Source organism: Alphaproteobacteria bacterium (genome assembly GCA_020638555.1).
In the GTDB taxonomy this organism is placed as follows: Bacteria; Pseudomonadota; Alphaproteobacteria; order Bin95; family Bin95; genus JACKII01.
Window position 1 is genome coordinate 15,911 of the sequence record JACKII010000006.1, and the last position, 24,354, is coordinate 40,264.

22 protein-coding genes are annotated in these 24,354 nt (G+C 66.3%); 11 read left to right on the forward strand and 11 right to left on the reverse strand.

The window, feature by feature from the left end; translation table 11 throughout:
- The first annotated feature begins 167 nt into the window (after positions 1-167).
- The gene (gene cas9 / locus H6844_17915) at positions 168-3,500 is read left to right on the forward strand and encodes a type II CRISPR RNA-guided endonuclease Cas9 (protein ID MCB9931284.1); all 3,333 of its coding nucleotides are present in this window, start codon (positions 168-170) and stop codon (positions 3,498-3,500) included.
- Positions 3,501-3,760: 260 nt separating this feature from the next.
- Here cas9 and H6844_17920 read toward each other — a convergent pair whose 3' ends face one another.
- Genes H6844_17920 through rph form a run of 3 tightly spaced genes read right to left on the reverse strand, consistent with a single transcriptional unit; the run spans position 3,761 to position 6,307 of the window.
- Positions 3,761-4,933, reverse strand: coding sequence for a coproporphyrinogen III oxidase (locus H6844_17920; protein MCB9931285.1), 1,173 nt, complete (start codon positions 4,931-4,933; stop codon positions 3,761-3,763).
- Positions 4,930-5,565 carry an RdgB/HAM1 family non-canonical purine NTP pyrophosphatase gene (rdgB, locus tag H6844_17925; protein ID MCB9931286.1) on the reverse strand — a complete coding sequence of 212 codons (636 nt, stop codon included), beginning with the start codon at positions 5,563-5,565 and terminating at the stop codon, positions 4,930-4,932. The genes H6844_17920 and rdgB overlap by 4 nt, the downstream gene beginning before the upstream one ends.
- 1 nt (position 5,566) lies before the next feature.
- Positions 5,567-6,307, reverse strand: a complete 741-nt coding sequence (gene rph, locus H6844_17930) for a ribonuclease PH (protein MCB9931287.1) — start codon at positions 6,305-6,307, stop codon at positions 5,567-5,569.
- Positions 6,308-6,454: 147 nt separating this feature from the next.
- On the opposite strand from rph, the gene hrcA reads away from it, so the two are divergent.
- A complete protein-coding gene (gene hrcA / locus H6844_17935; protein ID MCB9931288.1) occupies positions 6,455-7,516 on the forward strand; it encodes a heat-inducible transcriptional repressor HrcA in 1,062 nt (353 codons plus the stop codon).
- Positions 7,517-7,520: 4 nt separating this feature from the next.
- A complete protein-coding gene (gene grpE, locus H6844_17940) occupies positions 7,521-8,099 on the forward strand; it encodes a nucleotide exchange factor GrpE (protein ID MCB9931289.1) in 579 nt (192 codons plus the stop codon).
- A gap of 13 nt (positions 8,100-8,112) precedes the next feature.
- Here grpE and H6844_17945 read toward each other — a convergent pair whose 3' ends face one another.
- The 4 genes from H6844_17945 to H6844_17960 form a co-directional block, all read right to left on the reverse strand.
- Entirely contained in the window at positions 8,113-8,382 is a 270-nt protein-coding gene (locus tag H6844_17945) for a BolA family transcriptional regulator (GenBank protein ID MCB9931290.1), read from the reverse strand.
- Between the two features lie 28 nt (positions 8,383-8,410).
- Positions 8,411-9,286 (reverse strand): trypsin-like peptidase domain-containing protein, encoded by an 876-nt coding sequence (locus H6844_17950; GenBank protein ID MCB9931291.1) that lies wholly within the window; start codon positions 9,284-9,286, stop codon positions 8,411-8,413.
- A 2-nt stretch (positions 9,287-9,288) separates the two neighbouring features.
- Complete coding sequence (locus H6844_17955) at positions 9,289-10,152, reverse strand: DMT family transporter (protein MCB9931292.1); 864 nt, start codon at positions 10,150-10,152, stop codon at positions 9,289-9,291.
- An 84-nt stretch (positions 10,153-10,236) separates the two neighbouring features.
- Positions 10,237-11,199, reverse strand: a complete 963-nt coding sequence (locus H6844_17960) for a cyclase family protein (GenBank protein MCB9931293.1) — start codon at positions 11,197-11,199, stop codon at positions 10,237-10,239.
- Between the two features lie 250 nt (positions 11,200-11,449).
- Here H6844_17960 and dctP point away from each other — a divergent pair, with 250 nt between their 5' ends.
- The 3 genes from dctP (at position 11,450) to H6844_17975 (ending at position 14,622) form a co-directional block, all read left to right on the forward strand.
- Positions 11,450-12,583, forward strand: coding sequence for a TRAP transporter substrate-binding protein DctP (gene dctP / locus H6844_17965; GenBank protein MCB9931294.1), 1,134 nt, complete (start codon positions 11,450-11,452; stop codon positions 12,581-12,583).
- A gap of 137 nt (positions 12,584-12,720) precedes the next feature.
- Positions 12,721-13,278, forward strand: coding sequence for a TRAP transporter small permease (locus tag H6844_17970; GenBank protein ID MCB9931295.1), 558 nt, complete (start codon positions 12,721-12,723; stop codon positions 13,276-13,278).
- 57 nt (positions 13,279-13,335) lie between these two features.
- Entirely contained in the window at positions 13,336-14,622 is a 1,287-nt protein-coding gene (locus tag H6844_17975) for a TRAP transporter large permease (protein MCB9931296.1), read from the forward strand.
- 120 nt (positions 14,623-14,742) lie between these two features.
- Here the strand turns inward: H6844_17975 and H6844_17980 are convergent, their stop codons facing one another.
- Positions 14,743-16,254, reverse strand: coding sequence for a DEAD/DEAH box helicase (locus H6844_17980; GenBank protein ID MCB9931297.1), 1,512 nt, complete (start codon positions 16,252-16,254; stop codon positions 14,743-14,745).
- A 335-nt stretch (positions 16,255-16,589) separates the two neighbouring features.
- On the opposite strand from H6844_17980, the gene glpK reads away from it, so the two are divergent.
- Both glpK and H6844_17990 read left to right on the forward strand, forming a co-directional pair.
- On the forward strand, positions 16,590-18,074 hold the full coding sequence (gene glpK / locus H6844_17985; GenBank protein MCB9931298.1) for a glycerol kinase GlpK: 1,485 nt from the start codon (positions 16,590-16,592) through the stop codon (positions 18,072-18,074).
- A gap of 75 nt (positions 18,075-18,149) precedes the next feature.
- Positions 18,150-18,929, forward strand: coding sequence for an enoyl-CoA hydratase/isomerase family protein (locus H6844_17990; GenBank protein ID MCB9931299.1), 780 nt, complete (start codon positions 18,150-18,152; stop codon positions 18,927-18,929).
- A gap of 12 nt (positions 18,930-18,941) precedes the next feature.
- Here H6844_17990 and H6844_17995 read toward each other — a convergent pair whose 3' ends face one another.
- The gene (locus tag H6844_17995; protein MCB9931300.1) at positions 18,942-19,598 is read right to left on the reverse strand and encodes a glutathione S-transferase family protein; all 657 of its coding nucleotides are present in this window, start codon (positions 19,596-19,598) and stop codon (positions 18,942-18,944) included.
- A gap of 109 nt (positions 19,599-19,707) precedes the next feature.
- Here H6844_17995 and phaZ point away from each other — a divergent pair, with 109 nt between their 5' ends.
- Positions 19,708-20,922 carry a polyhydroxyalkanoate depolymerase gene (gene phaZ, locus H6844_18000; GenBank protein ID MCB9931301.1) on the forward strand — a complete coding sequence of 405 codons (1,215 nt, stop codon included), beginning with the start codon at positions 19,708-19,710 and terminating at the stop codon, positions 20,920-20,922.
- A 232-nt stretch (positions 20,923-21,154) separates the two neighbouring features.
- Here the strand turns inward: phaZ and H6844_18005 are convergent, their stop codons facing one another.
- Positions 21,155-22,330 (reverse strand): phytanoyl-CoA dioxygenase family protein, encoded by a 1,176-nt coding sequence (locus H6844_18005; protein ID MCB9931302.1) that lies wholly within the window; start codon positions 22,328-22,330, stop codon positions 21,155-21,157.
- Positions 22,331-22,487: 157 nt separating this feature from the next.
- On the opposite strand from H6844_18005, the gene H6844_18010 reads away from it, so the two are divergent.
- A complete protein-coding gene (locus tag H6844_18010; GenBank protein ID MCB9931303.1) occupies positions 22,488-22,955 on the forward strand; it encodes a DUF2384 domain-containing protein in 468 nt (155 codons plus the stop codon).
- The gene (locus tag H6844_18015) at positions 22,952-23,434 is read left to right on the forward strand and encodes an RES domain-containing protein (protein MCB9931304.1); all 483 of its coding nucleotides are present in this window, start codon (positions 22,952-22,954) and stop codon (positions 23,432-23,434) included. Before H6844_18010 ends, H6844_18015 begins: the two co-directional genes overlap by 4 nt.
- A gap of 14 nt (positions 23,435-23,448) precedes the next feature.
- Here the strand turns inward: H6844_18015 and H6844_18020 are convergent, their stop codons facing one another.
- Positions 23,449-24,345: a TauD/TfdA family dioxygenase gene (locus H6844_18020; protein ID MCB9931305.1), complete on the reverse strand. Its 897-nt coding sequence runs from the start codon at positions 24,343-24,345 to the stop codon at positions 23,449-23,451.
- Between the last annotated feature and the right edge of the window lie 9 nt (positions 24,346-24,354).

Genomic DNA, 24,354 nt, shown 5'->3' on the forward strand with positions numbered 1-24,354 from the left:
TTTCGAATGGGCGAGCGCGCTCCGGAACTTCGGTTCCGGGGCGCTTTTCTTTGGCGGGGCGGTTGACGCCAGGGTGGTGGCCCAACCCGATGCCGGGGCGATAAGGGCGAAAATGGGGCAATTACGACAAGTTTTGGTCTTGTTTATGAATTTAAGAAAACTATAAATTGTATTTCGGATTCGTTACGGAATGGAACAAGCCTGTGGAGAATTCGGCTGCCGGGAGTGTCCTTCGAGACCGCTTGGACGATGAGAGGGCGGGGGACACACTGTCTCCGCAGCGCCGGCCGGAAGGAGGGATCCCCCCCCGTTCCGATGCCGAAGCGGAGGGGTTACCCTTCGAAGGAAACCTTCTTGACGAGGCGTCCTCCCGTCATTTCCACGATTTTAAGTTGAATAAAACACCCGAGTACGTCAACTCAAAATCGTACCCGGGTCCGGTCGAGGCAATGGTGCAGCGCCTGGCGGCCGCGGTGGCGGACCTGCCGATCCGCAAGCGCAGCGTCCTTGGGCTCGACATCGGCGCGGGATCGTGCGGCTATGCGCTGTTGGAGGATGGGCGGGTCGCGCTGTGCGGGGTTCGCCTGTTCGAAGCGGCCGGGCGCAATCCCAAAGGGGAATCCAAACAGAAAGTGCGCCGCGACGCACGGGCAACCCGCGTGCGCCTGCGCCGCCATCGCAAGCGGCGGCAGGCGCTCCGCCGGCTGATGGCGGCGGTGGGCCTGCCGGACCCGGTCGCACACGCCGGCGAGGCCGATCCCTATACCTGCCGGGCCGAGGGGCTGGACCGCCGGCTCGACCCCGTGGAATGGAGCGCAGCCCTTTATCACATCGCCAAGCGACGCGGTTTTCCGAGCCTTGGCGGCGGGGCGGACGAGGATCCGGACGACGCAACCTTTGCGGCCGAGTTGCAGGCCAACAGCGCCCGCGCTGCCGACTACCGCAGCGTCGGGGAATATCTGGCCAAAGACCCGCGCTATGCCCGATCGAAACGCAACCGGGCCGGATCGTATCACACGGTGTTTTCCACCTCGCTTCTGCAAGCGGAGGTTGAGTGTCTGTTTGCGGCACAGCGCAGACACGGCAACCCCGCTGTTGCCGAATGCTTCGAGGCCGAATTTCTCGCCCTGGCCTTCGCGGTGCGCGGCCCGGAAGACGGCGAAGGAAGGGTGGGCCCATGCCCTTTCTTGCCGGCGCGCCGCCGCGGGGCGCGCCATGCGCCTTCGCTGGAGCGGTACCTGTTCCTGGACACCCTGACCAAGCTGCGGATTGACGATGGCACGGAAATTCGCCGGCTGACGCCAGCGGAACTGGCCCGGTCGGCCGAACGGTTCGGACGGGCGCCACGGGTCACTTTTGCGAATCTGCGGGCCTGGTGCGGGTGGCCCGCGGCCGTTTGCGCTGTCAGCGGGGCGAACGATCATGCGGACCTGGTGACCCCGGCGGGCGCGGCGGCCGGCACCTTTGCGCTTTGGAGCGTGCTGGGGGAGCAGGGCTTCGCCGCGATGGCGACGGTGCCCGGTTTGTCGGATGCGGTGGCCGCGGTCCTGACCTTCCGCAATACGGAGGCGCGCTGGCGCGAAGGCTTGCAGGATCTGAACCTGGATCCCGGGATGATCGAGCGGCTTGTCGCGGCCCGCTACGATGGCGTTCTCGCGATCATGCGCGGTGCCGGTGGGCTTTCGGCCGCCGCGGCGGCAAGGATGGTGCCGCATCTGGCCCGCGGCGACCTGTTCCACGATGCGGCGCTGGCTGCGGGGCTGGACCCGCTCGCCAGGGAACGGGCCATTCTGCGCACGATCCAGAATCCCGGTGTCCAGCGGGCGGTTCTGGAAACCCTGCGCCAGGTGCAGGCGCTGTTGCGGGAAGTGGGCTACCGCCCGGCCAGGCTGCATGTCGAGGTGGCGGAGGATGTGGCGATGGGCCGGGCCGGGCGCGTGCAGATGGCGGCCGGTCGCACCGCGACGCGACGTCTGCGCGAGAGCGCCCGTGTCGCCCTGGCGGGGTTGATCCCCGTCAGCACGATCACCGACGCGCTGGTCGAGCGATACCTGCTTTGGCAGGAACAGGGCGGGACATGCCTCTATTCCGGCCAGCCGATGACGATGCGGCAATTGCTGGATCGCTCGGCGGTGCAGGTGGATCATATCCTGCCGCGCGCGCGCAGCGGCGACAATTCCCGCCACAACCGCGTTGTCTGCTTCGCCGACCGGAACCAGGACAAGGGCGAGCGCACGCCTTGGGAGTGGTTTGGCGGCAACACGGCCCTTTGGGAGGCCTTCGAGGCACGGGTCCGGGCATCGCGCCTGTCGGCCCGGAAGCAGGGCAACCTGTTGCAACGCTATTTTGCCGAGCGCGAAGCCCGCGTGTTGCGGCGCAATCTGAACGATACCCGCTACGCGGCCCGCTGCGTTCTGAAGGCGTTGCAGGCGCTCTATCCCGGCGGACAGCATCAGCGCCATCTGTTCGCCCGCCCGGGTCGGGCAACGGCGGCGTTGCGCGGGGCCTGGGGGTTGACCAAGGACCGGGACGACCCGCGCCATCATGCGCTGGACGCGCTGGTCGTGGCCGCGGCCGGTCCCAAGGCGATGGCGGCCCTGACCGCGGCCAATGGCCGGCTGGCCGACAGGGAAGAGACAGCGGCAGCCTTGCCCTGGCCGGACTTTGCCACCGATGCATTGGCGGCATTGGCGAATGTCATGCCCAGCCGCTCCGAACTGCGCCGCGGTCGCGGCCAGGGGCATGGAATGACGGTGCGGCGGGTCAGAGCCGGCGCGAATGGCGAACAGCGGGTGTTCGAACGCCGGCCGGTCTGGAAGCTGCGCCCGGGCGATTTGGACCGCATCCCGGACCCGCAAATGAACCAGGGCCTGATCGCCGCGTTGCGGGCGTGGATCGCGGACGGCCGCCCCGCCGACCGACCGCCCATCGCGCCGTCGGGTGCGCCGATCCGGCGGGTGCGCCTGCTGGTCATCGGCTCCAACGGCATCCCTCGCGAGGGCCTGGCCGTGAGCGGCGGCGTGGCCGCGTTCGGCGAAATTGCGCGGATCGATATCTATCATGGCCCGAACGGTTATCTGCCCGTTCCCGTCAATCGGAGCGAGTTGGCGCTCCGTGCCGATCCGCCCCGCCGCGCGATTGTGCCGGCCGCCCTGCGGCGGGACTGGGTGTCGATTGCGGCCGACAACGTGTTCCGGTTCAGCCTGTACCGCGGCAGCTATGTCGAGATCGTCAACCGCAGCGGGGTCACCAAGGCCGGCTTCATCCGCTCTTTCGACACCTACCAGTGCCAGCTTTACCTGACACGGCCGCAATCGGCGTCCGAGATCATGAAGGTGGGAATCAAGACCGCCGTTGTCCTCCGCAAGTTCGCGGTGGACCGGCTGGGCCGTCTGAGCCGGGTGCGTGGCGAGGCGCTGACATGGCATGGCGCCACCATCGCGCCGCGACAAATGCCGGAGCCGGCCCAAGAAAAAACCTCCCTGAGGGAGGTTGCGTAAGTTGAAACTGTGGGAGGACGGGACAACGCCGCGCTTGGCTTTTGTCTCTGATTGGCGCCTTCGACCTTGGGGGCAAACCCTGTTGGAGTGCGCACTTCAATGCTATACACCCCTGCCGTTATGACAAGCCAAAAATAGAGATAAAATCGTAGAATAAAACGTATATATGCAAGTCATCAGCCACATTTGCATAAAATAGCATGTCACATGGCGTTAATGTCTAATATTTGATAGACAAATCACAGTGATCGATGCGCCGCTTACCCGTCGGTGCGGTCCGCCAGCAAAAAGCGGATCGCGGAATCCAGCAGCATGCGCCCCCCGACCGTCAGACCGAAGCCCGATGGATCGGACCAGGCGAGCTTTTCCGCCACCAACCGCTCCTGTTTGGGGAGGGGGACGGTCCGTTCCAGCGGGTAGCCCGCGATATTTGCGAATCGCCGACGGTCGATGCCGCTGGCAAGGCGCAGGCCGGTCATCACCAGTTCTTCCCCCACTTCGGCACCGGCGACCGGCTCGTCGTCGGTGAGCCCCTGCCGTCCCGCCTCGATGTCGTCGCGCCATTTTTCCGGCGAGCGGATATTGGCCAGTGCCCGGCGATCCGGGCCGCGGCCGAGGCGGCCATGGGCGCCGGGTCCGACGCCGATCCACTCGCCGCCGTGCCAGTAGACCAGGTTGTGGCGGGACTCCTCGCCGGGCCGCGCGTAGTTGGAGATTTCGTATTGCGGCAGGCCGGCCGCCGCCATCCGCTCCACGGTCCAGGCATAGAGGTCGGCGGCAATGTCGTCGTCCAGCGGCCGCATGCGCCCGGTTTGGAGCGCCTGATAGAAGCGCGTGCCCGGCTCGAAGGTCAGTTGGTACAGGGACAGGTGTGCGCCGGCATGGGCCAGCGCCCGCTCCAACTGCTCTTGCCACCGCGCCAGGCTGTGATCCGGCAGGGCGTAGATCATGTCGAACGTGAAGCGGGGGAAGGTTTCGGCGATGTGCGCCAGCGCGCGCTCCGCCTCCGCCACCGTGTAGGTGCGGCCCAGATAGTCCAGGTCGGCCTGTTCGAACGACTGCACGCCCAGCGACAGGCGGTTGACGCCGGCCGCGCGCAGAGCGGCGAACCGGTCGGTCTCGTGCGTGGTCGGGTTGGCCTCCAGCGTGATCTCGCAGTCATCGGCGAGCGGCCAGAGGCCTTGGATATGCGCCAGAACCCGTTCCACGGCGGCCGGGGAGACCAGGGACGGGGTGCCGCCACCCCAGAAAATGGTGGCGATGCGTCGGTCCGGCTCGCGCTCGCGCCAGAGGCTCAGGTTGCGGAGCAACGCCTCCACCCAGCGGTTTTCTTCGACGCTGGGGCGCACATGGCTGTTGAAGTCGCAATAGGGGCATTTCGAGCCGCAGAACGGCCAGTGCAGATAGAGCGAGAGCGGGGCGAGAGGGCTCATTCCCGAACAGGCTCTCCTCCGAAGCAACGGGCGGCAAGGGCGCGGAAGGCGCGGCCGCGATGGCTGAGCGCCGCCTTGCGGGCCAACCCGGCCTCGCCGACGGCCATTTCGCCGAAGGTCTCGGCCTCGCCGTCCGGCTGGAACATCGGGTCGTAGCCGAAGCCGCCGCTGCCGCGTGGCGGCCAGACGATGCGGCCGGGCACCTGGCCTTCCGCCGTCTCGTAATGCCCGTCCGGCCAGGCCAGCACCAGCACGGCGACAAAGGCTGCGGAACGGTCGGCGGCGCTGCCCAGTTCATCCTGCACCCGCTGCATCGCCGCCGCAAAGTCCTTGCCGGGGCCGGCCCAGTCGGCGGAATAGACGCCGGGCGCGCCGCCGAGCGCCGTCACCGCAAGGCCGGAATCGTCCGCCAGGGCCGGCAGACCGCTGGCGGCGACGGCCGCGCGCGCCTTGATCAGGGCGTTTTCGATAAAGGTTGTGCCGGTTTCCGCCGGCTCTGCCAGGCCGAGGTCGCCGGCGCCGATCAATGCCACGCCGAACGGTGCGAACAGGCGCTGGAATTCCACCAGCTTGCCCTTGTTGTGGCTGGCGAGCACCAGCTTGGGCTCCGTGAACCGGCGCGGCGAGGTCATGTCAGCGGCCCAGCCCGGACATGCCCATGATCGCCTTGCGTTGCAGGCGCACCAGTTCGGAACAGCCCTTTTCCGCCAGGGTCATGAGCGCGTTGAAGCGGTCCTTGGAAAGCGGCGCGTCCTCGCCGGTCGCCTGGATTTCGATGATCTCGCCGCGGCCGGTCATGACGAAGTTCGAGTCCGCCTGGGCGCTGCTGTCCTCGGCATAGTCCAGGTCCAGCACCGGCTGATCCTTGTAGACGCCACAGGACACCGCCACGACCTCGCTGGAAAGGGGTACCTGCTTGATCATCTTGCGGCTCTGCATCAGGCTGAATGCCTGATAGAGCGCGACATAGGCGCCGGTGATGGACGCCGTGCGGGTGCCGCCATCGGCCTGGATCACGTCGCAGTCGATCTTGACCTGGCGCTCGCCCAGCGCCTGAAGGTCGACCACCGAGCGCAGCGAGCGGCCGATCAGGCGCTGGATTTCCTGGGTGCGGCCCGACTGCTTGCCGCGGGAGGCCTCGCGGTCGGTGCGGGTGTGGGTGGAGCGGGGCAGCATGCCGTATTCCGCCGTCACCCAGCCGCGGCCCTGGCCCCGCATGAAGGGCGGCACCCGGTCCTCGACGGACGCGGTGCAAAGCACATGGGTGTTGCCGAAGCGCACCAGGCACGAGCCCTCGGCATGCAGGCTGAAGCCGGGCTCCAGCGAAACCGGGCGCAATTGATCGGCGGCTCTGCCGGAGGGGCGCGCGCTCATGGGAGACCTTTCTTGGTTCTGAAATGGGGGCGGACGCTAGCCGCATGAGCCGGTAAAGTCCAGGCAGGTTGACGGCGAGGCGCACTATACCTACCTAGCCAGACATCCTATTTGCCTATCTGGAAACGCAGGTAACGAAGTCAAGCCATGGCTGGCCCCACACTCGCGGATCTGAACGAGCGGTCTCGCGAAATTCTGCGCCTGATCGTTGACAGCTATGTCGAGACCGGCGGTCCCGTCGGCTCGCGCACGCTTGCGCGCCGGCTGGAGCAGCAATTGTCTCCGGCCACGATCCGCAATGTCATGGCGGATTTGCAGGATCTGGGGCTGCTGTACTCGCCGCACACCTCGGCCGGGCGTCTGCCGACGGGGGCCGGGCTGAAACTGTTCGTCTCCGGCCTGCTGGAAGCCGGCAACCTGACCGAGGAAGAGCGCGCCGACATCGAGGCGCGCTGCGCCGCCGTCGGCCATCACGTGCCGGCGATGATGGAGCAGGCGAGCACGCTGCTTTCCGGCCTCTCGACCCATGCCAGCTTCGTCATCGCACCGAAGCACGAGCGCTCCATCGCCCATATCGAATTCGTGCGCCTGTCGGAGGCGCGGGCGCTGGTGGTGATCGTCGACGACCGCGGCCAGGTGGAAAACCGGATCATCGAGGTGCCGCCGGGCATGCCGGTCTCGGCCCTGATCCAGGCCAGCAACTATCTGCAGAACCGTTTGCAGGGCCGCACGATCCAGGAGGAGCGGGCGGTGATCCTGGACGAGTTGGAACTGCACCGCAACGAGCTGGACGACCTCACCCAGCGGGTGGTGAAGTCGGGGCTGGCGGTGCGGCTCGACGATCCGGCGCCCGCGACCTTCGTGGTCAAGGGGCATTCGCAACTGGTCAACTCCGTCGGCGGGGTCGAGGATCTGGAGCGGTTGCAGGCGATTTTCGAAATTCTGGAGCGCAAGGAAGCCCTGTTGCAGTTGCTGGAAGCGACGCAGCGCGGCGAAGGCGTCCAGATCTTCATCGGCGCCGAGCACGACCTGTTCGCCCTGGCCGGCTGGTCGATGGTGCTGGCCCCCTTCGGCACCAAGAAGGACGCCAAGGGCGAGGAGCGGGTTCTGGGTGCCGTTGGCGTGATTGGGCCAATGCGCCTCAACTACGCTCGCATCGTTCCGATGGTAGATTATACCGCTCAAGTCATCCGACGCATTTTAGGCTGATCCCATGCAAGACAACGACAAGACCCAACCGGCAAGCGACGAAGCGAAGCTGCCGGAGGCGGAGAACAACGCGGCGCCGGCGGACGAGGCCGAGGGCCTGGACCCGCGCGACCAGCGCATTGCCGAACTCGAAGCCGAACTGGCCAATGCCAAGGACCAGCAATTGCGGGCGCTGGCCGAGGTGGAGAATATGCGTCGGCGCGCACAGCGCGAGCGCGAGGAGGCGTTGAAATACGGTGCCGTCAGCCTGGCGCGCGACCTGCTGAGCGTGGCCGACAATCTGGGCCGGGCGCTGGCGGCGGCGCCGGAGGCCGGGGCGGACGATGCGACCAAGGCACTGATCGACGGCGTGGCGATGGTGGAAAAAGACCTCGTCGGCGCGCTGGAAAAGCACCATGTGCGCCTAGTCGCGGGCGTGGGCGAGCCGTTTGACCACAATGTCCACCAGGCCGTGGTCGAAATCGAGTCCGACGAGGTGCCGGCGGGGCATGTCGCCCAGGTGCTCCAGATCGGCTACACCCTGCACGAGCGCCTGTTGCGCCCGGCCATGGTGGCGGTGGCCAAGGCGCCGGCGGGCGCGTAACGCTGCGGCGGCGCTACCGCGTCTCGCCCGGTGCGCGCAGGTCGAGGCTGAGGGCGTGCACCTCGTTCCCGACCATGGTGCCGAGCGCGGCGAACACCAGACGCTGCCGCGCGACCCGGTTTTGCCCGGCGAAGGCGGCGGCGGTGATGACGGCGTGGTAGTGGCTCTGGCCATAGGGCCGGTCGCCGGCATGGCCCTTGTGCAGATGGCTGAGGTCGGTGACCGAGACCGAATCGGGCGCCAGCGCTTCTCGGATCAGACGTTCGATTTGGGCGATGCGCATGGGGGCTCCGTCGGGAAGCTCTGTCGGGTCATTGCGACCGGGGGCTGTTGCGGTAGCAATTGACGCGAACGGTATAGGACCGGGCCTCGGCGTCATCGGCCTTGGCCATGCGAAACGGGACGCCGTGTGCGGAGAGAAAGCGTTGCAGCGCGCTTGTCGGGATCGCATAGGTTCGGTCGGGTGGCGTATCGTGGGAGCCGTTCCCGAACGCCGTTGGCATACGGGTCGTGTCGTTGCGCGCAAACACCAGGCCGGCAACAGCGCCGGAGCGGTTCACCACCGGGCTGCCGCTCGCGCCGGGCATGACCGCGGCCGCAAGCACCATGATCCCGTCCGTTCCGCCCTGGCGTTGGTTGAGATAGCGGCCCTCGATGGTTTGGGGGCGGACCGGCGGCAGCCGGTAAACCGGAAAGCCGGTGATGGCGACCGGATGGCCGTTCGTCAGCCCCTGGGGCGCGAAGGCGGCGGTTTCCGTCGGCCGCTTGCCGGTGCGCAGCAGCCCCAGATCGTACATCCGGGACCGGGCGATCACTCGGGCGGGCACGGTGCGTCCATCCGGTTGCAGCACCGAAATCGCCCGACACGAATCGATCACATGGCGATTGGTGAGCACGTCGCCCCGGTCCGAAACGAAGATGCCGGAACCGATAATGGCGGGGTGCGGTTGCGGCGGCGCCGTGACCGCACGGCGGACATAGCGCGCCCGCTGCGCGCGCAATGCTGCGGCTTCGGCCGGGCCGACAACCCGGCCCCGGCAGTCCGCGGCCGCGGTTGGGCGCACCATCTGGCGGGCCGGATCGTAGCAATGGACCGAATCCCCGGAGCCGGCGCGCGACGCGGACGGCGCCGTCAGCGCGACGGCGGTTACGGCCAATGCGAGCAGGCCATAGGCTCGGGCGGTCATTCTCAATGCAGCCTTGCTTCCCGATGGGCGATGTAGACGCTGCTACCCGCGATGATCCCGGCGCCGACCCACACCCAGACGGTCGGAACCTGCGCAAACAGTAGATAGGCGCCGAACGCGGTGAAGGGAAGGCGCAGAAAATCGAAGGGCTGCAACAGCGAGGCGTCGCCGGCCTTGAGCGCCTGGGTGATGCCGAAAATGTTGGCGATGGCCGACACCCCCAGCAGCGCCAGCCACAGCCATTGCTCGCCACTGGGCCATTGCCAGAAGAACAGGGCCGGGACCAGCGAGAAGGGCAGGGAGTAGAGCGACAGGTTCAGGGTCACCAGCCCGGGCGAATCGTGCCGGACCAATACCTTGCCCATCAACGTGACGGCGGCGAAGGTGATGGCCGCCACCAGCACCACCAGGGCGCCCAACTGGAAGGCGTCCTCGCCGGGGCGCAGCATGATGAGGGTGCCGCAGAACCCGATGACGATCGCGCTCCAACGGCGCCAGCCGACCGTTTCGCCCAGGAACAGGATGGCGCCCACGGTCGTGAACAGCGGCGTCGTGAAGCTGAGCGCGGTCGCCTCGGCCACCGGCAGCAGGATGGCGCCGGCAAACAGGGTGACCGACGACAGGGCCATGATCACGGCGCGCAGGCTGTAGGCGCGCCAGCGCGCCGCGCCCAGGCGTGTGCGCCAATAGCGGGGGATCAGCGGCACGAAGATCAGGACGGTCATGGCATTGCGCCAGAACGCTATGACGAACACGTCCATGCCCTGGTCGGAGAGGTGGCGAACCGTGTTCAGCATCACCGCAAAGCCGATGGCGGTGACGGTCATCCAGAAGCCGACGCGCAGGACCGGTGGCCAGTTGCTCACGCGGAACTCCAGCAATGGAGGGGGAGAACGCAAAAGGGGAGCGGCGAACCGCTCCCCGAAGTCCGTAGCATACCGTTGGAATGGTTACCACATGGCGACCGGGTTGATGAGCATCTGCACGGCCCCTTTCAGCCGGGCCTGGCCCAGGACGAACATGAACTCGTTCACGCCCATTTTCGCGAGCGGGCCGGTGTTCATCGTCTCCAGGATGAAGATGCCGTTTTCCTTCAGGAAGGTGACGTGGCCATAGAAGATCTTGTCGCCCTCTTTCGGCGGAACGGCTTCGACACCCCAGGTGTCCGCACCGACCGCGACCGGCTTGAACTTGGCGAGATAGGCCGCGGCGGCATTGCTGAGACCGGGCTCGCCCGACGCCCACGCCTTCGGTTCGGCGTTCAGCTTGGCGTCGGTCCAGCCGGTGTGCAGCAGGATAATGTCGCCCTCGTGGAATGCGACGCCCTGCTCCTTGGCGGCGGCCTCGATGTCCTCGGCCTCGATCGGCTGGCCGGATTTGAGCGTGTCGACGCTGAAATGCTTGGCCATGTCGACCAGCACGCCGCGGCCGACGATTGGCGGGACCGTATGAATGCCCAGCTTTTTCAGCCCGGTGATGGCGGAAATATCCTTGCCGGAATTGCAATTGTAGAACATGCCGGCTTCGCCCAGATGGCCCAGACCGTCAATCTGCGGACCGATGCCGAGCCAGGCTTCCACCAGGTCGTCGTTGTAGCTCGAATTCCAGCCGAAATCCTTGGTCAGTTCGCGGCCGAACTGTTGGCCGGGCTGCACCACTTGCAGCATCATCCCGCGCGGCGGAAAGGCGGGCATGTTCGGGTCGATGACGATGCCGAGCGGATGGGTCTTGCCCTCCTTGACCAGCCTGCTGGCGGCCAGCACCCGCTCGGGCGTGATCAGATTGGCGGCGCCGATTTCGTCGTCGGCCCCATAGGGAGAATGCATGCATTTGTCTGCGTGCGCCGGCAGGGCCGTCAGAAACGCGCCGGTGGCGGCAATCGCCGCCCATTTGGCAAGTTGCAAGGATTTCATGGGGTTCCTCCAAAATGTTTTGATGATTGATGCGTCGTCCCAGTCCACACCGGTACGATACGGGGCCTGCGACCGTTTGGCTATGGCGGGGTTGTGACGAGAATGCGGCGAGTTCCGGTCGGCCTTTTCCGCCTCGTGGAACGTCATCCCGTTTGACATCCGGCGGCGTCTGTCGTTGATAGCGCGCGGTACGGCCTGCCTCCGCCTCGACGCGGAAGCATCTGTAACGAGAAACTTGGGAGATGTGACTATGCGAGACGTTTTCGCACGCTCCGCCCGCCTGATGGCGGCTGCGGGCTTTGCAGCATTATCCGCCTTTGCGGTGCAACCGGCCAACGCGGTCGACCCGGTGAATATTCGCCTGGCGTCCGACCATAACGGCCCGCCGCACCCGGCCGCCCTGGCCGAGGAATTCTTCAAGCAGCGGGTCGAGGAAGCGATTCCGGGCAGCACCGTGCGCCTCTATTTCGCCTCGTCGCTGTACAAGGTGCCGGCGGCCGTCGAAGCTATGACCAATGGCGACCTGGAAATGACCTGGGGTCAGTTCGGCAAGACCGCCCAGGTCGACCCCTATATGAGCGTCGTCGTCGGCCCGATGCTGCTGACCACCCCCGGTGCGATCGGCAAGTTCGACACGACCGAAACCTTCAAAATGCTTCAAGGCCGGTTCGAGAAGCTGCACGGCGTGAAGATTTTCGGTTCCGGTGACCTCAGCTATTATATGGGCGCCGGCTCCGGCTCGCGTCTGCTGAAGCCGGCCGACTTCGCCGGCAAGAAGATCCGGTCCATGGGCCCGGCCGAGAACGCGGCCCTGTCGGCCTGGGGCGCGAGCCCGACGACGATGGCGTTCGGCGACGTGCCGCCGGCGCTGCAAACCGGCGTCATCGACGGCCTGCTGACCAGCCTGGGCGGTTTCCGCTCCACCCGCGATCAGGCGCCGTATTTCACGGTGGCCGGCATCAACGGCATTGTCGGCGACTATTACTGGATCGGCGCGTCCGAGATCTGGTGGAAGTCGCTGAACCAGGATCAGCGCGATATGCTGCAAAAGATCATCGTCGACGAGGTGCTGCCGTTCCAGCGCAAGGCCAACTGGTGCAACGACAAGCTGCTGCTTGACCAGTACGGCACCGACGATCCGTCCAAGCCCGGCATCTATGTCATGAAGGCGGAAGAGTCCGCGGTTCTGGCCGACAAGCTGGGCGACGCCACGCAGAAGTGGATCAAGTCGAACACGCCGTCGGGTGCGCACGAGTGGGTCGACACGTTCGTCCGGGAAGCCAAGGCCCTGACCAAGGCCAACCCGATGGGCTCGGACTGGCTGGAAAAAACGGACTGCGCCGAGTTGCAGCCGTGGTTCGACAAGTACACCAAGAAGAAGTAAGCACCCGGTTTCATCGGGCTTACCGGCCAGTGCCTTTCGGGGCGCTGGCCCTTTTGGCATTTTCCCATCAACGTCTGCCGCAGTCCTTGTCTACCGCAAGGGCTGCGCGCGGCTATATTGGATAAGCGTGATCGGCTATGGAGACGGCTCTAGACCGCACCTATCGCGTCTATCGCTTCTTTCTCGACAATTTCGTCGGATACGGCGCGGCCATCATTATGCTGGCCAGCGTTCTGCTGGCGATTTTCGAGATCATCCGGCGATACATTTTCGGAATGGTGTTCGATTGGGGACAGGATGCCGTGACCTATTTCACGGTCGGGTCCATCTATCTGTACTTCGCGGTCACCCAGGCCCGGCGGTCGCATCTGGCCGTCAGTGCGCTCATGGATGTCTGCAAGACCAAGGGGTTGCAGACCGTGGTGCTGTGGGTGCGGCTGTTCGTGACCACGGCCTCGATGACGCTGTACACCGCCATCTTTTATTGGGGCTGGTCGACCGTCGGCCGCAACATGATGCTGGAGCGCACGACCCAAAGCATGGTGCTGCAGATCTGGCCGTTCCAGGCGATCCTGATCGCCGGCTTCGTGTTGCTGGCGGTCACCTGCCTGTTCCAGTTCTACCAGGACCTGCAAGCGGTGCGCGGCAAGACGGTCTTTGCCTGGGCCCCGGCCGAAGAAGGCCTTGAAATCTAATCCGCTGCGGCGGACGGCCCGCACGCGGGCCCCATTTCCGGAAGGATCGAGCGCACTATGGGCTTCCTTGGGCTTTCGATGACCGCATTGCTGGCGCTGGGCGCGCCGATCGGCGTCGCCCTGATGGGCGCGGCCGTGCTGGTCATCATGAACGATCAGATGATGTCGATGGGCACGGTGTTCCGCGCCTTTTTCGACTTCACCAACAGCTATACGCTGATGGCGATCCCGTTTTTCATCTATGCCGGCTTCCTGATGGAGAAGACCGGCCTGATTTCCGGCCTGTTCCGCTTTGCCGATGCGGCGGTGGGCTGGCTGCCGGGCGGCTTTGCCTATGCCACGCTGCTGGCGGCGGTGCTGTTCGGCGCCATCAGCGGCTCGTCCACCGCCATGTCGGCGGCCATGGGCGTGATCGCCTATCCGGAGATGATCCGCCGCGGCTATCCGAAATGGATGTCGGCCGGCGTTATCGCCTGCGGCGGCGGTATCGCGTTGCTGATTCCCCCATCGATCACGCTGATCCTCTATGGCGTCCTGACCGAGGAGAACATCGTCGCCCTGTTCTTCGCGGGCGTGACACCCGGGATCATGCTGGCGATCAGCGACGCGATCATCATCGTCGGCGTGGCCTGGTATCTGAAACTGCCGTCGGGCACGTTCAGCGTTCGGGAGTTGGTGCGCGCGGCCTGGGGCGCCTGGCCGGCCCTGATGATGCCGGTGGTGATCCTCGGCGGTCTCTATGGCGGCGTCTTCACGCCGACCGAGGCCGGTGCGGCGGCCTGCGGCTATGCCCTGCTCTATGGCCTGATCGCCAAGCGCGGCGCCTTCCTGAAGGAGCTGTTGCCCTGCACGCAACGGGCGGTGAACCTGACCGCGGTCGTGTTCTTCCTGGTCGGCTGCGTCGGCGTGTTCCAATTCCTGCTGGCGAACAAGGGCTGGCCGCAGGATATGGCCGCCTGGGTCGGCAGTTTCGGCCTGTCGCCGTTCATGTTCCTGGTGCTGCTGCTGGCGGTGCTGCTGTTCCTGTCCATGTTCCTGACCGGTGTGGCCATGCTGGTGCTGACCGTGCCGATCATCCTGCCAATCGCGCTGTCGCTGGGGATCGATCCGATCCACCTCGGCATTCTGTTCGCGCTGGCGGTGGAGATGGGGGGCGTGATCCCGCCGGTGGGTCTGAACCTGTTTGCGGTCAGCGGCACGACCGGCGTTCCGCTCACACAGGTGATGAAGGGCGCGATTCCGTTCCTGATCACGGACGGTTTCGTGCTGATCCTGATCCTGTTCTACCCGGATCTGGCGCTCTGGCTGCCCGATCTGGCGGTTCAGAACGTGTTCGGCCATTAGGGCTGGCGGCCCGCCGAAAACAAAACCCCGGGAGTTCGAACTCCCGGGGTTTTTTTGTGCTGTGAGGCAGAGGACGGTGGAGGCGGCCCATTCGGGACCGCCCGCCGAACGTCGCGCCGATCAGGCGGCGTTCGAGCCGCCCAGCATGCGCGTCAGGCCGCTGCGGTCCTGGTCCTGCCGGCGGTCGCCGCTGCGCTGCTTCCGTCCGCCCGGCTTGCCGTTGGGCTTGCCGCCGGGCTTGCCGGAGCGCGGGCGCTGGCCGGCATTTTCACCCGAAAAGCGCTTGGGCTTGCGGCCGTCCGCCTGGCCCTCGGGCCGTTCGGATGCGGCCGCCTTGCCCGGCCGTCCGGCCGGTTTGGCCGACGGCTTGGCCGCGCCATTTGGCTTGCGCCGGGGGCGCCGCGGCGCACGCCGGGCCTCGCCATCGTCGTCGGCAAAGCGGCGGGTGGTGTTTGCCTCCGCATTGGCCGGCTCGAACCGCTTCGGCTGGTCGGGCACGTCCGCCGCCTCCGGGGCGTCGACGACCCGGAGACTCTTGCCGGTCAGCTTCTCGATATCGCGCAGCAGGCGGCGCTCGTCATGGGCGCAGAGCGAGATCGCCTGGCCGCTCTTGCCGGCGCGCGCGGTGCGGCCGATGCGGTGCACATAGGCTTCCGGCACCATCGGCAGGTCGAAATTCACCACATGCGAGATGTCGTCGATATCGATGCCGCGGGCGGCGATGTCGGTCGCGATCAGCACCTGGGTCCTGCCCTTGCGGAAGGCGTCGAGCGTGCGCTGGCGCTGGCCCTGGCTCTTGTTGCCGTGCAGCGCATCCGCGGAGATGCCGGCGCCGGCGACGGTCTTGGCCACCCGGTCCGCGCCCCGCTTGGTGCGGGTGAAGACGATGGCGCGTTCCACGTCGCCCTCGCGCAGCAGGCTGACCAGCACGCCGCGCTTGGCGCCGCCGTCCAGGTGCATCACCCGCTGGTCGATGGTGTCGATCGGCTTCGAGGCCGGGGCGACCGAGACTTCCAGCGGATCGCGCATGAAGTCGTTGGCGAGCGTGCGGATTTCCTTGGGCATGGTGGCGGAGAACAGCAGCGTCTGCCGCTCGGCGCTTACCTTGGCCATGATCTGACGGATGGCGGGGATGAAGCCCATGTCCAGCATCTGGTCGGCCTCGTCCAGCACCACCTGGCGTACCATGGTCAGGCTGACGACGCGGGCGTTCATGTGGTCCAGCAGCCGGCCCGGCGTGGCGACGATGATGTCGACGCCGCGGGCGAGCTTCGCCGCCTGGGTGCGCGGGTTGGCGCCGCCGATCACCACCGCATGGGTCACGCGCATATGGCGGCTGTAGTTGCGAATGCTGTCGCCGATCTGCTCCGCCAGTTCGCGGGTGGGCACGACGATGAGGGCGTGGGCGGTCTTTTCCGCCGGGCGCCGGTTTTCTTCGGCGAGGCGATGCAGGATCGGCAGCACAAAGGCCGCGGTCTTGCCGGTGCCGGTCTGGGCGATGCCCACGAGGTCGCGGCCGGTGAGAACCGCCGGAATGCCCTGGGCCTGGATCGGAGTCGGGTGGGAATAGCCTTCGGCAGCAACCGCACGAAGGATCGGCTCGGCAAGGCCGAGATCGTCAAAAGTGGTCAAAAATCAGTCTTTCGAGGGGCGGCCGGTCGAAATGGACGGCGGGCCCTGGTCTTGGAATCGGGTGCTTGCGTAGCCCGGCACCCGGGGTCGTCCGTGGATCCGATGCGCGGTCTTGAAATGCATTTGAGCCATGGGCCGGGTTCGGCAGCGGCTCTTGCAAATATCAGCGTCACGGTCTACGCGCGGAGAACTCCGGCTTATAAAAGGATTTGGCGAAGAATTACAAGAACGCAAGGCTGCGGCGGAACCGCCGGGTATCCGCGCTTTGACGCCAACGGCCGGGCGCTCTAGCTTCTGCACTGTGTCTTTCCCGTCCGCCAGGAACCCGCCGCCCCGTGAGCCAGTATGTCCTCGCCATCGACCAGGGCACCACGTCGAGCCGCGCCATTTTGTTCGACCGCAATTGCCGGGTGGCCGGGCAAGCGCAAGGGGAATTTGCCCAGCATTATCCGCGCTCCGGCTGGGTCGAGCATGCGCCCGAGGATCTGTGGCGGACCGTGCTCGCCTCCGCCCGCGCCGCCATGGCCCAAGCCGGGGCCCAGGCGGGTGCGATCGTCGCCATCGGCATCGCCAACCAGCGCGAAACCGCCCTGATCTGGGACCGCGCCACGGGCGAGCCGATCCACAACGCCATTGTCTGGCAGGACCGCCGCACCGCCGATGCCTGTGCCGCCCTCAAGGCCGGGGGGCACGAGGCCATGGTCAACGCCCGCACCGGCCTGCTGCTCGACCCGTATTTCAGCGCCACGAAGATCGCGTGGCTGCTGGATCACGTGCCGGACGCGCGTGCCCGGGCGGAGGCGGGCCGGCTCGCCTTCGGCACGGTCGACACCTATCTGCTCTGGCGCCTGACCGGCGGCCGGGTGCACGCGACCGATGCGACCAATGCCAGCCGCACCCTGCTCTACGACATCCACCGCGGCGCCTGGTCGGACGAATTGCTGGCGCTGTTCGGCGTGCCCCGCGCGCTGTTGCCGGAAGTCCGGGACAGCGCGGCGGCGTTCGGCGCAACCGAGCCGTCGCTGTTCGGGGCCGCGATCCCTGTCACCGGAATGGCCGGCGACCAGCAGGCCGCGACCGTCGGCCAGGCGTGTTTCGCGCCCGGCATGCTGAAAAGCACCTATGGCACCGGTTGTTTTGCCCTGCTGAACACCGGCGCCATGCCGGTCGCCTCGCAGAATCGCCTGTTGACCACCATCGCCTATCGCTTGGAGGGCCGGCCCACCTATGCCCTGGAGGGCTCGATTTTCGTCGCCGGCGCCGCGGTGCAGTGGCTGCGCGACGGGCTGGGCCTGATCCGGGAGGCATGCGAATCCGGGCCGCTCGCCGATGCCGCCGACCCGGAGCAGGCGGTGTATCTGGTGCCGGCCTTTGTCGGCCTGGGCGCGCCCTACTGGGATTCGGACTGCCGCGGCGCCCTCTATGGCCTGACCCGCTCCACCGGCCCGAAGGAACTGGCCCGTGCCGCCCTGGAAAGCGTCTGTTTCCAGACCCGCGACCTGCTGGAGGCGATGCAGGCCGACTGGGGCCGGGCGGGGGAGACGGTGCTGCGGGTCGACGGCGGCATGGTCGCCAGCGACTGGACCATGCAGCGCCTCGCCGACCTGCTGGGCGCCCCCATCGACCGGCCGCAGGTGCTGGAGACGACGGCGTTGGGCGCGGCCTATCTGGCCGGGCTGCAGGTGGGCTTCTACCCGCCGCCCGATGCCTTTGCGCGGGCCTGGGCGTTGGAGCGCCGGTTCGCGCCGGCCATGGCCGCAGCCGAGCGCGACCGCCGCTATGCCGGCTGGCGGGACGCGGTGCGCCGCACGCTCTCGTGAGAGAACACGCCAACTTCCCCGGCCCGCAACGATCCGGTAGCCTTTGCGGTGCCCACGCATTTCGGAGTTTCTGCCATGCCTGTCAGTGACCGCATCCTCTATGACGTGCGGGACCGGGTCGCGACGATTGCGATGAACCGGGCGCCGGTCAACGCCATTGACCACGCCATGATCGACGCCATTCACGCTGCCATGCGCCGGGCGGAAGCGGACCGGGATGTCCGCGCCGTCATCCTGACCAGCGCGCTGGACGGCATGTTCTGCGGTGGCATGGACCTGAAAATGGTGGCGGCGGGCGATGCGCTCGACCTGCGGCGGTTCGTGACCAAATTCTATATCGGCACCATGAACATCCAATACGAGATGACCAAGCCGACCGTGGTTGCGGTCAACGGCCCGGCGCGAGGCACGGGCATGACGCTCGCGATCACCAGCGATGTGGTCCTGGCCGCCGATGACATTGATCTTGGCTATCCGGAAATCGACGTGGGCGTGATCCCGGCCATCCACTATGTCCACCTGCCGCGCCAGATCAGCCGCCACAAGGCGTTCGAACTGCTGTTCGGCGGCCAACCGATCCCGGCGGCGGAGGCGGTTTCGCTCGGCATCGTCAACCACGCCGTGCCGCGGACGGACCTGATGGACCGGGCCTTTGCCATGGCCCGGATGTTTGCGGAAAAGTCGCCGACGATCATGGCGCTGGGCCGCCAGTCCTTCATGCGGGCGAACGACCTGGACTATCGCCGCAATGTCGAAAATCAGATCGAGACGCTCTGCAATATCTTCAACACCGCCGACGGGCGCGAAGGATTGCAGGCCTTCCTGGAAAAGCGCAAACCGCGCTGGGGGGAGTAGGGGGCCCGGCCCCTAGAACTCCACTTCCAGTTCGATGATCTCGTCCGGCTCGGCCAATGCGGCATCGCACCATTCGGCCATCGGCTGCCAGGCGAAAATGTGCTCGCTATACGCCTGCAATGCCGGCGAGAGGTCCACGGCATAGGTGCGGAAGCGGGTGCAGACCGGTGCGAACATGGCGTCGGCGAGGGTGGGATGGTCGCCGAACAGGAAGGGTCCGCCATACCGGTCCAGGCATTCGGTCCAGATGGTGCGGATGCGCTCGACATCCGGACGGGCGCCGGAGAAGATTTTGAACGCCTTGTGCCGCGCCTTGATGTTCATCGGCAGGGCCGAGCGCAGGTTATAGAAGCCGGAATGCATTTCGCCGGAAATGGCACGGCAGTGCGCCCGCGGCGCCGGCGCGGTCGGCAACAGGCCGGCGTCCGGGAAGGTTTCCGCCAGATACTCGGCGATGGCCAGCGTGTCCCAGACAACCACCTCGCCGTGCGTCAGCCTGGGCACCCGAACGGAGGGCGACAGCAGCAGCAATTCCCGCCGCATCTCCGGCGAATCGATGGCGACGATCGTTTCCGCAAAGGAAAGCCCGGCCATGCGGCACAGCAACCAGCCGCGCAACGACCAGGACGAGTAGTTTTTCGACGAAAGGGTCAACTCTGCCGGTGCCATGGGCGATCTTTCTCTTGCGTGGGAACAAGTGCGGTGCACAATAACTATCTCGCAGTGCAGCATGAAATGCACCAACTTTCTTCAACCCGCCACCCGGAGGCCCATCGCATTGCTTTACCAAAGCTATCAGCTACAGGACGATCTGCTCGCCCCGATGCGATCGGTCGCCGCGCTTTCCCGCGATCAGTTTGGAAGGTTCGGCTGGGGCTTGCCCAATCCGCTCCGCAAGCGGTCGGCGGCCGCCTTGGAGATGATCTCGCGCTTTCGCCTGACCCACAGCCGGCCGGACTTCAACATTCCGACCGTCACGGTCGGCCATCGTGACGTCGCGGTTCGCGAGGAGGTGGCCCTGGACCTGCCGTTCGGCAATCTGTTGCATTTCGCCAAGGACACGGATGTCGAGCAGCCCAAGGTGCTGATCGTGGCGCCGTTGTCCGGCCATTTCTCGACCCTGCTCCGCGGCACGGTCGAGACCATGCTGTCCGACCATGACGTCTATCTGACCGATTGGGCCAATGCGCGACAGGTTCCGCTCAGTGCCGGCGTGTTCGGCGTCGACGACTATGTGGACTATCTGATCCGCTTCATGGAGGAGATCGGACCGGGCGGGCACATCCTGTCCGTCTGCCAGCCTTGCGTGCAGGCGCTGGTGGCCGTGTCGCTGATGTCGCAAGACCGGAATCCGGCCACGCCGCTGTCCATGACCCTGATGGCCGGCCCGATCGATACGCGCGAAAGCCCGACCGTCGTTAACGATCTGGCAAGCGACAAGCCGCTGGATTGGTTCAAGAACGCGCTGATCGGCATCGTGCCGTTCCGCTATCCGGGGCGGTGGCGCCGGGTCTATCCGGGGTTCGTGCAACTGGTCGCGTTCATGACCATGAACATGGAGCGCCATCAGGAGGCGCACCGCAAGATGCACGAGCATCTGATCAACGGAGAGACGGCAGAGGCCCAGCGGATCAAGGATTTCTACGACGAATATTTCGCCGTGCTCGACCTGCCGGAGGAATTCTATCTCGAAACCGTCGACCGCATCTTCCAGAAGGCGGAGTTGGCCTGCGGCACCTACCGGCACCGCGGCCGGCTGGTCGAGCCGTCCGCCATTCGGCGCACGGCATTGCTGACCGTCGAGGGCGGGCGCGACGATATCTGCGCCCTGGGGCAGACCGCGGCGGCGCACGATCTGTGCTCGTCGCTACGCCCGCACCTGAAGCGCCATCATCTTCAGGCGAATGTCGGCCATTACGGCGTGTTCAACGGCAAGCGCTGGCAGAACGAAATCTACCCCGTCGTCCGCAATATGATCCTGGCGGTGCACTGAGACCGCGGGGCATCACCAGGGGCATCGCCAGGGCGACGGGGAGGTCTCCGCCGCCAGAGCGTTTTCGATCCTGGTTGACTCACACTCCAGCTCCCTCTCCCGCGCAAGCGGGAGCCCATGCCTGAGAGCTTCTCACAGGACACGGCCTCTGTATTTGCCTCTCAGGCATGGTCCCCGCTTCCGCGAGGACAGGGAAGATGGCGTGGTGAGCCTGCGGGAAAGGAACACGCCGCTAGATGCCGATATCCTGCAGGTTGTAGTCCCAGATCTCCGCCTTTTTGTCCGGGCTCCAGCGGTAGCGGTCCGCTTCGGCCGCCAGTGGCGTGTAGACGTAGGATTCCTCGCCGGGATGGCGTTGGCGGCGCGCGTCGATGGCCAGCATGATCAGGCGCGAGCGGTTGCGGATATACTCCGGCGTATATTCGCTGACGGGGTTGTGCACGCCGCCGCTCTTCACGCCCAGCACGCTTTTGCGCCGGTGGAAGCCCATATTGTAGGTAACGCGGATGTTCTGGCTGGTGTTGGCGAACGAGCCGTGAATGGCCTGCCGGTTGGTCACCGCCAGGTCGCCGGGGCCGCAGATCAGCGGCACCGCTTCCGGCAGCCGGTCGGAGCCGGCGGCGGCGACCATCGCCTTGATGTCCTTCTTGCCGCCCTTGTGCGAGCCTGGCACGACCCAAAGGCCGTTGGCCGCGTCGCAGCCATAAAGCTGCATCATGGTGTTGAAGCCGTGGGTGTCGCCGTCCAGGTCCGGGCTGTTCCAGTGGGTCCAGCCGTCCTGGTGCCACGCGACCGAGCCGCCGAGCCGCGGCTGCTTGATCCAGATCGCCTCGTTGAACGGCGTGAAGTCCGCCCCGTTCACCGCCTCCGCGAATTTCAGCAGGTGCGGGTGGCCATAGAGGCGCAGTGCGGCCTCCGAATGCATCAGCGAGCCGTGGATGAGTTGCAACACCCATTCCGGCGCCTCGGCCCCGGCCTTCGGCTCGTACATTTTCGAGGGGTGGCGGCCATAGCTGGCATCGGTGCCGCCCAGCGGATCGCTCAGCGGCCGCACCCAGGAGATCGAGCGCGAGGTCTGGTTGGCGCAGAAGGCGGGGTTGCCGTGCTTGTCGAGTGTCTCATCCTTGCCGACCGGCGCCCGGTCCAGCAGGCCGGCCAGGTCGCGTTCGAGCTCGGCCAGTTCGTCGGCGCCGACGAAGTTCTCGAACACATAAAAGCCTTCGCGGTCATAGGCTTCCAGGATGGCCGGATCGAGCTTGCCGTCGGCGGTGAACTTGAACGGCCCCCGATTGTCCATGGCCAGCGCGCGGGCGGTGCCTTCGGCGCGATACTGGCGCATGGCGTCTTCCTGATCGCCGTAATCGACGGGCGGCAGGTCGAGCAGGGGAAGGTTCGGTTTCGGCGGCATGAGCGTGTCTCCTTGCGCCTGAGGGCAGTGTCTCCCCGGGGAGAGTTGGCCTTTAGTCTAACGCATTTGCCCGGCGTCCGCCACTGCCGGATCCCGGTTGCGGTTCCGTCAGGTGACGACTATATTTCGTCATACAACGCCAAGCGCGGAGGCCATCATGACAACCCTCGAAGCCTATGCCGAGCCGGATGCGCTGCCACGGTCGGAGGCCGGGCGCATCGGCCTGCTGTTGGGGCTGGAGCAGGGACGCACGGTCGACGATGTCGGACTGGCCGAACGGATCGCCGAGGGGCTGGCCCCGGCGGCGGCCATGGCGCTGGTCCGGGTGCTGGGCCGTTCGACCGTGATCGACAAGATCATTCCCGAGGCGACGTTGCGCCGGGCGCGCAAGAACCGCCGGGCGTTGTCGCGCGAGATGAGCGAACGCCTGTACGAGGTCGGCCGGGTCGTCGATGCGGTCAGCCGGGCCTATCACGGCGACAAGGTGGCGATTTCCCGGTTCCTGCACCAACCGCACGCACTGCTGGGCGGCCGGACGCCGCTGGAGATGGCGCGGCTGAGTTCCGCCGGGACCGAGGCGGTGCTGAAACTGTTGCGCCGGGCCGAATACGGCTTCGCCGTATGACGCACCGGACATTGCCGGAGCAATGGACCGTCTATCGCATCGGCGATCCGGCGGGTGAGTTTCCGATCTGGGATGCGGGCGGCGCCCGCCAGGCATCCGGTCGCTGGCACGAAGCCGGAGCCGGCGTGATCTACGCCTCGCGTCACTATTCCACGGCGATGCTGGAAAAGCTGGTCCATTATCAGGGCGCGCTGCCACCCAACCAGCATTTCATCGCCATCACCATTCCGGCCGGCACGTCCTACGAGGTCGTCAACCCCGATCGGCTGGATGGGTGGGCACACCCGTCGTGCGAGGCGGCGCGGCGCTTCGGGGCCGCGTGGTATGCGGAACGGCGGTCCGCCCTTCTCATCGTGCCGTCGGTGGTCGCGCGCATGGAACAGAATATCCTGTTCCACGCTGGCCACCCGGAATTTTCTGCGGTGATTCCGGGCCTGGAGACGCCCGTCTGGTGGGACGAGCGCCTGTTCGCCGGATAGAGGGGCGAGGCCGGCTATTCCGCGGCCACCGGCTCGAACGCGTCGGCGCGTTCGTCGGGAGCGGTCTCGACCCGGTCGTGCACCGGTTCGCCGGCGATGCGGACATGGCGCATGACGCGCGGTTCGCTGTAGTCATAGGGACAGGCCCGGTGCAGGACGCAGCGATTGTCCCACATCATCACGTCGCCCGGCTGCCATTGGTGCGAGTAGGTGCGCGACGGCTGCACCGCGAATGCCAGCAACTCGTCCAGAAGTTTCTGCGCCGCGGCGTCGTCCATGCCGGGGATGCGGTAGGCGTGGCGGCCGATGAACAGCGACTTGCGCCCGGTCACCGGATGCACCTTCACCAGCGGCCGGATCGGCGCACCGTGATTGTGGAAACCATAGCTCTCGCCGGTCTTGAAGACATAGCCGGCCTTGGCCTGGCTGGCATAGAGCGAGTGATAGGCGACCAGGTTCTCGATCTTCGCCTTCATGGCGTCCGAGAGCTTGTCATAGGCGTCGCGCATGTCGGCCAGTTCGGTCTGGCCGCCGGCCTTGGGCACGGTGATCGCGGTCAGGATCGAGGCCTTGGCCGCCAGCGGCATATAGCTGGAATCCGTGTGCCAGCCCTCATTGCCGCGCAGCGTCTGAAACCGCTTCTCTTCCGCCGTCAGCACATGACCGTCGGCGGCCTTGTTCGAGATCATGGCGAACTTGTTGCCGTCATTGCGCAGGATCTCGATGGCGCCGAACCGTTCGCCGAAGGCGACGTGTTCCTCGTTGGTCAGGTGCTGGCCGGGAAAGACCAGGGCGGCGTATTCGTGGAACGCGTCTTCCACCACCTTCCAGTCCGCGTCGGACATGGCACCGAGCTTGATATCGGTGATGACGGCGCCGAAGCTGGAGTCCAGAGGGGTGACGGTTGGCATGGCGGGGTC

Excerpts from the sequence above, each read along its gene's own strand:
- H6844_17920 (MCB9931285.1), bottom strand. The coding sequence starts at position 4,933 with ATGAGCCCTCTCGCCCCGCTCTCGCTCTATCTGCACTGGCCGTTCTGC.
- rdgB (MCB9931286.1), bottom strand. The coding sequence starts at position 5,565 with ATGACCTCGCCGCGCCGGTTCACGGAGCCCAAGCTGGTGCTCGCCAGC.
- rph (MCB9931287.1), bottom strand. The coding sequence starts at position 6,307 with ATGAGCGCGCGCCCCTCCGGCAGAGCCGCCGATCAATTGCGCCCGGTT.
- hrcA (MCB9931288.1), top strand. The coding sequence starts at position 6,455 with ATGGCTGGCCCCACACTCGCGGATCTGAACGAGCGGTCTCGCGAAATT.
- grpE (MCB9931289.1), top strand. The coding sequence starts at position 7,521 with ATGCAAGACAACGACAAGACCCAACCGGCAAGCGACGAAGCGAAGCTG.
- H6844_17945 (MCB9931290.1), bottom strand. The coding sequence starts at position 8,382 with ATGCGCATCGCCCAAATCGAACGTCTGATCCGAGAAGCGCTGGCGCCC.
- H6844_17950 (MCB9931291.1), bottom strand. The coding sequence starts at position 9,286 with ATGACCGCCCGAGCCTATGGCCTGCTCGCATTGGCCGTAACCGCCGTC.
- H6844_17960 (MCB9931293.1), bottom strand. The coding sequence starts at position 11,199 with ATGAAATCCTTGCAACTTGCCAAATGGGCGGCGATTGCCGCCACCGGC.
- dctP (MCB9931294.1), top strand. The coding sequence starts at position 11,450 with ATGCGAGACGTTTTCGCACGCTCCGCCCGCCTGATGGCGGCTGCGGGC.
- H6844_17970 (MCB9931295.1), top strand. The coding sequence starts at position 12,721 with ATGGAGACGGCTCTAGACCGCACCTATCGCGTCTATCGCTTCTTTCTC.
- H6844_17975 (MCB9931296.1), top strand. The coding sequence starts at position 13,336 with ATGGGCTTCCTTGGGCTTTCGATGACCGCATTGCTGGCGCTGGGCGCG.
- H6844_17990 (MCB9931299.1), top strand. The coding sequence starts at position 18,150 with ATGCCTGTCAGTGACCGCATCCTCTATGACGTGCGGGACCGGGTCGCG.
- H6844_17995 (MCB9931300.1), bottom strand. The coding sequence starts at position 19,598 with ATGGCACCGGCAGAGTTGACCCTTTCGTCGAAAAACTACTCGTCCTGG.
- H6844_18005 (MCB9931302.1), bottom strand. The coding sequence starts at position 22,330 with ATGCCGCCGAAACCGAACCTTCCCCTGCTCGACCTGCCGCCCGTCGAT.
- H6844_18010 (MCB9931303.1), top strand. The coding sequence starts at position 22,488 with ATGACAACCCTCGAAGCCTATGCCGAGCCGGATGCGCTGCCACGGTCG.
- H6844_18015 (MCB9931304.1), top strand. The coding sequence starts at position 22,952 with ATGACGCACCGGACATTGCCGGAGCAATGGACCGTCTATCGCATCGGC.
- H6844_18020 (MCB9931305.1), bottom strand. The coding sequence starts at position 24,345 with ATGCCAACCGTCACCCCTCTGGACTCCAGCTTCGGCGCCGTCATCACC.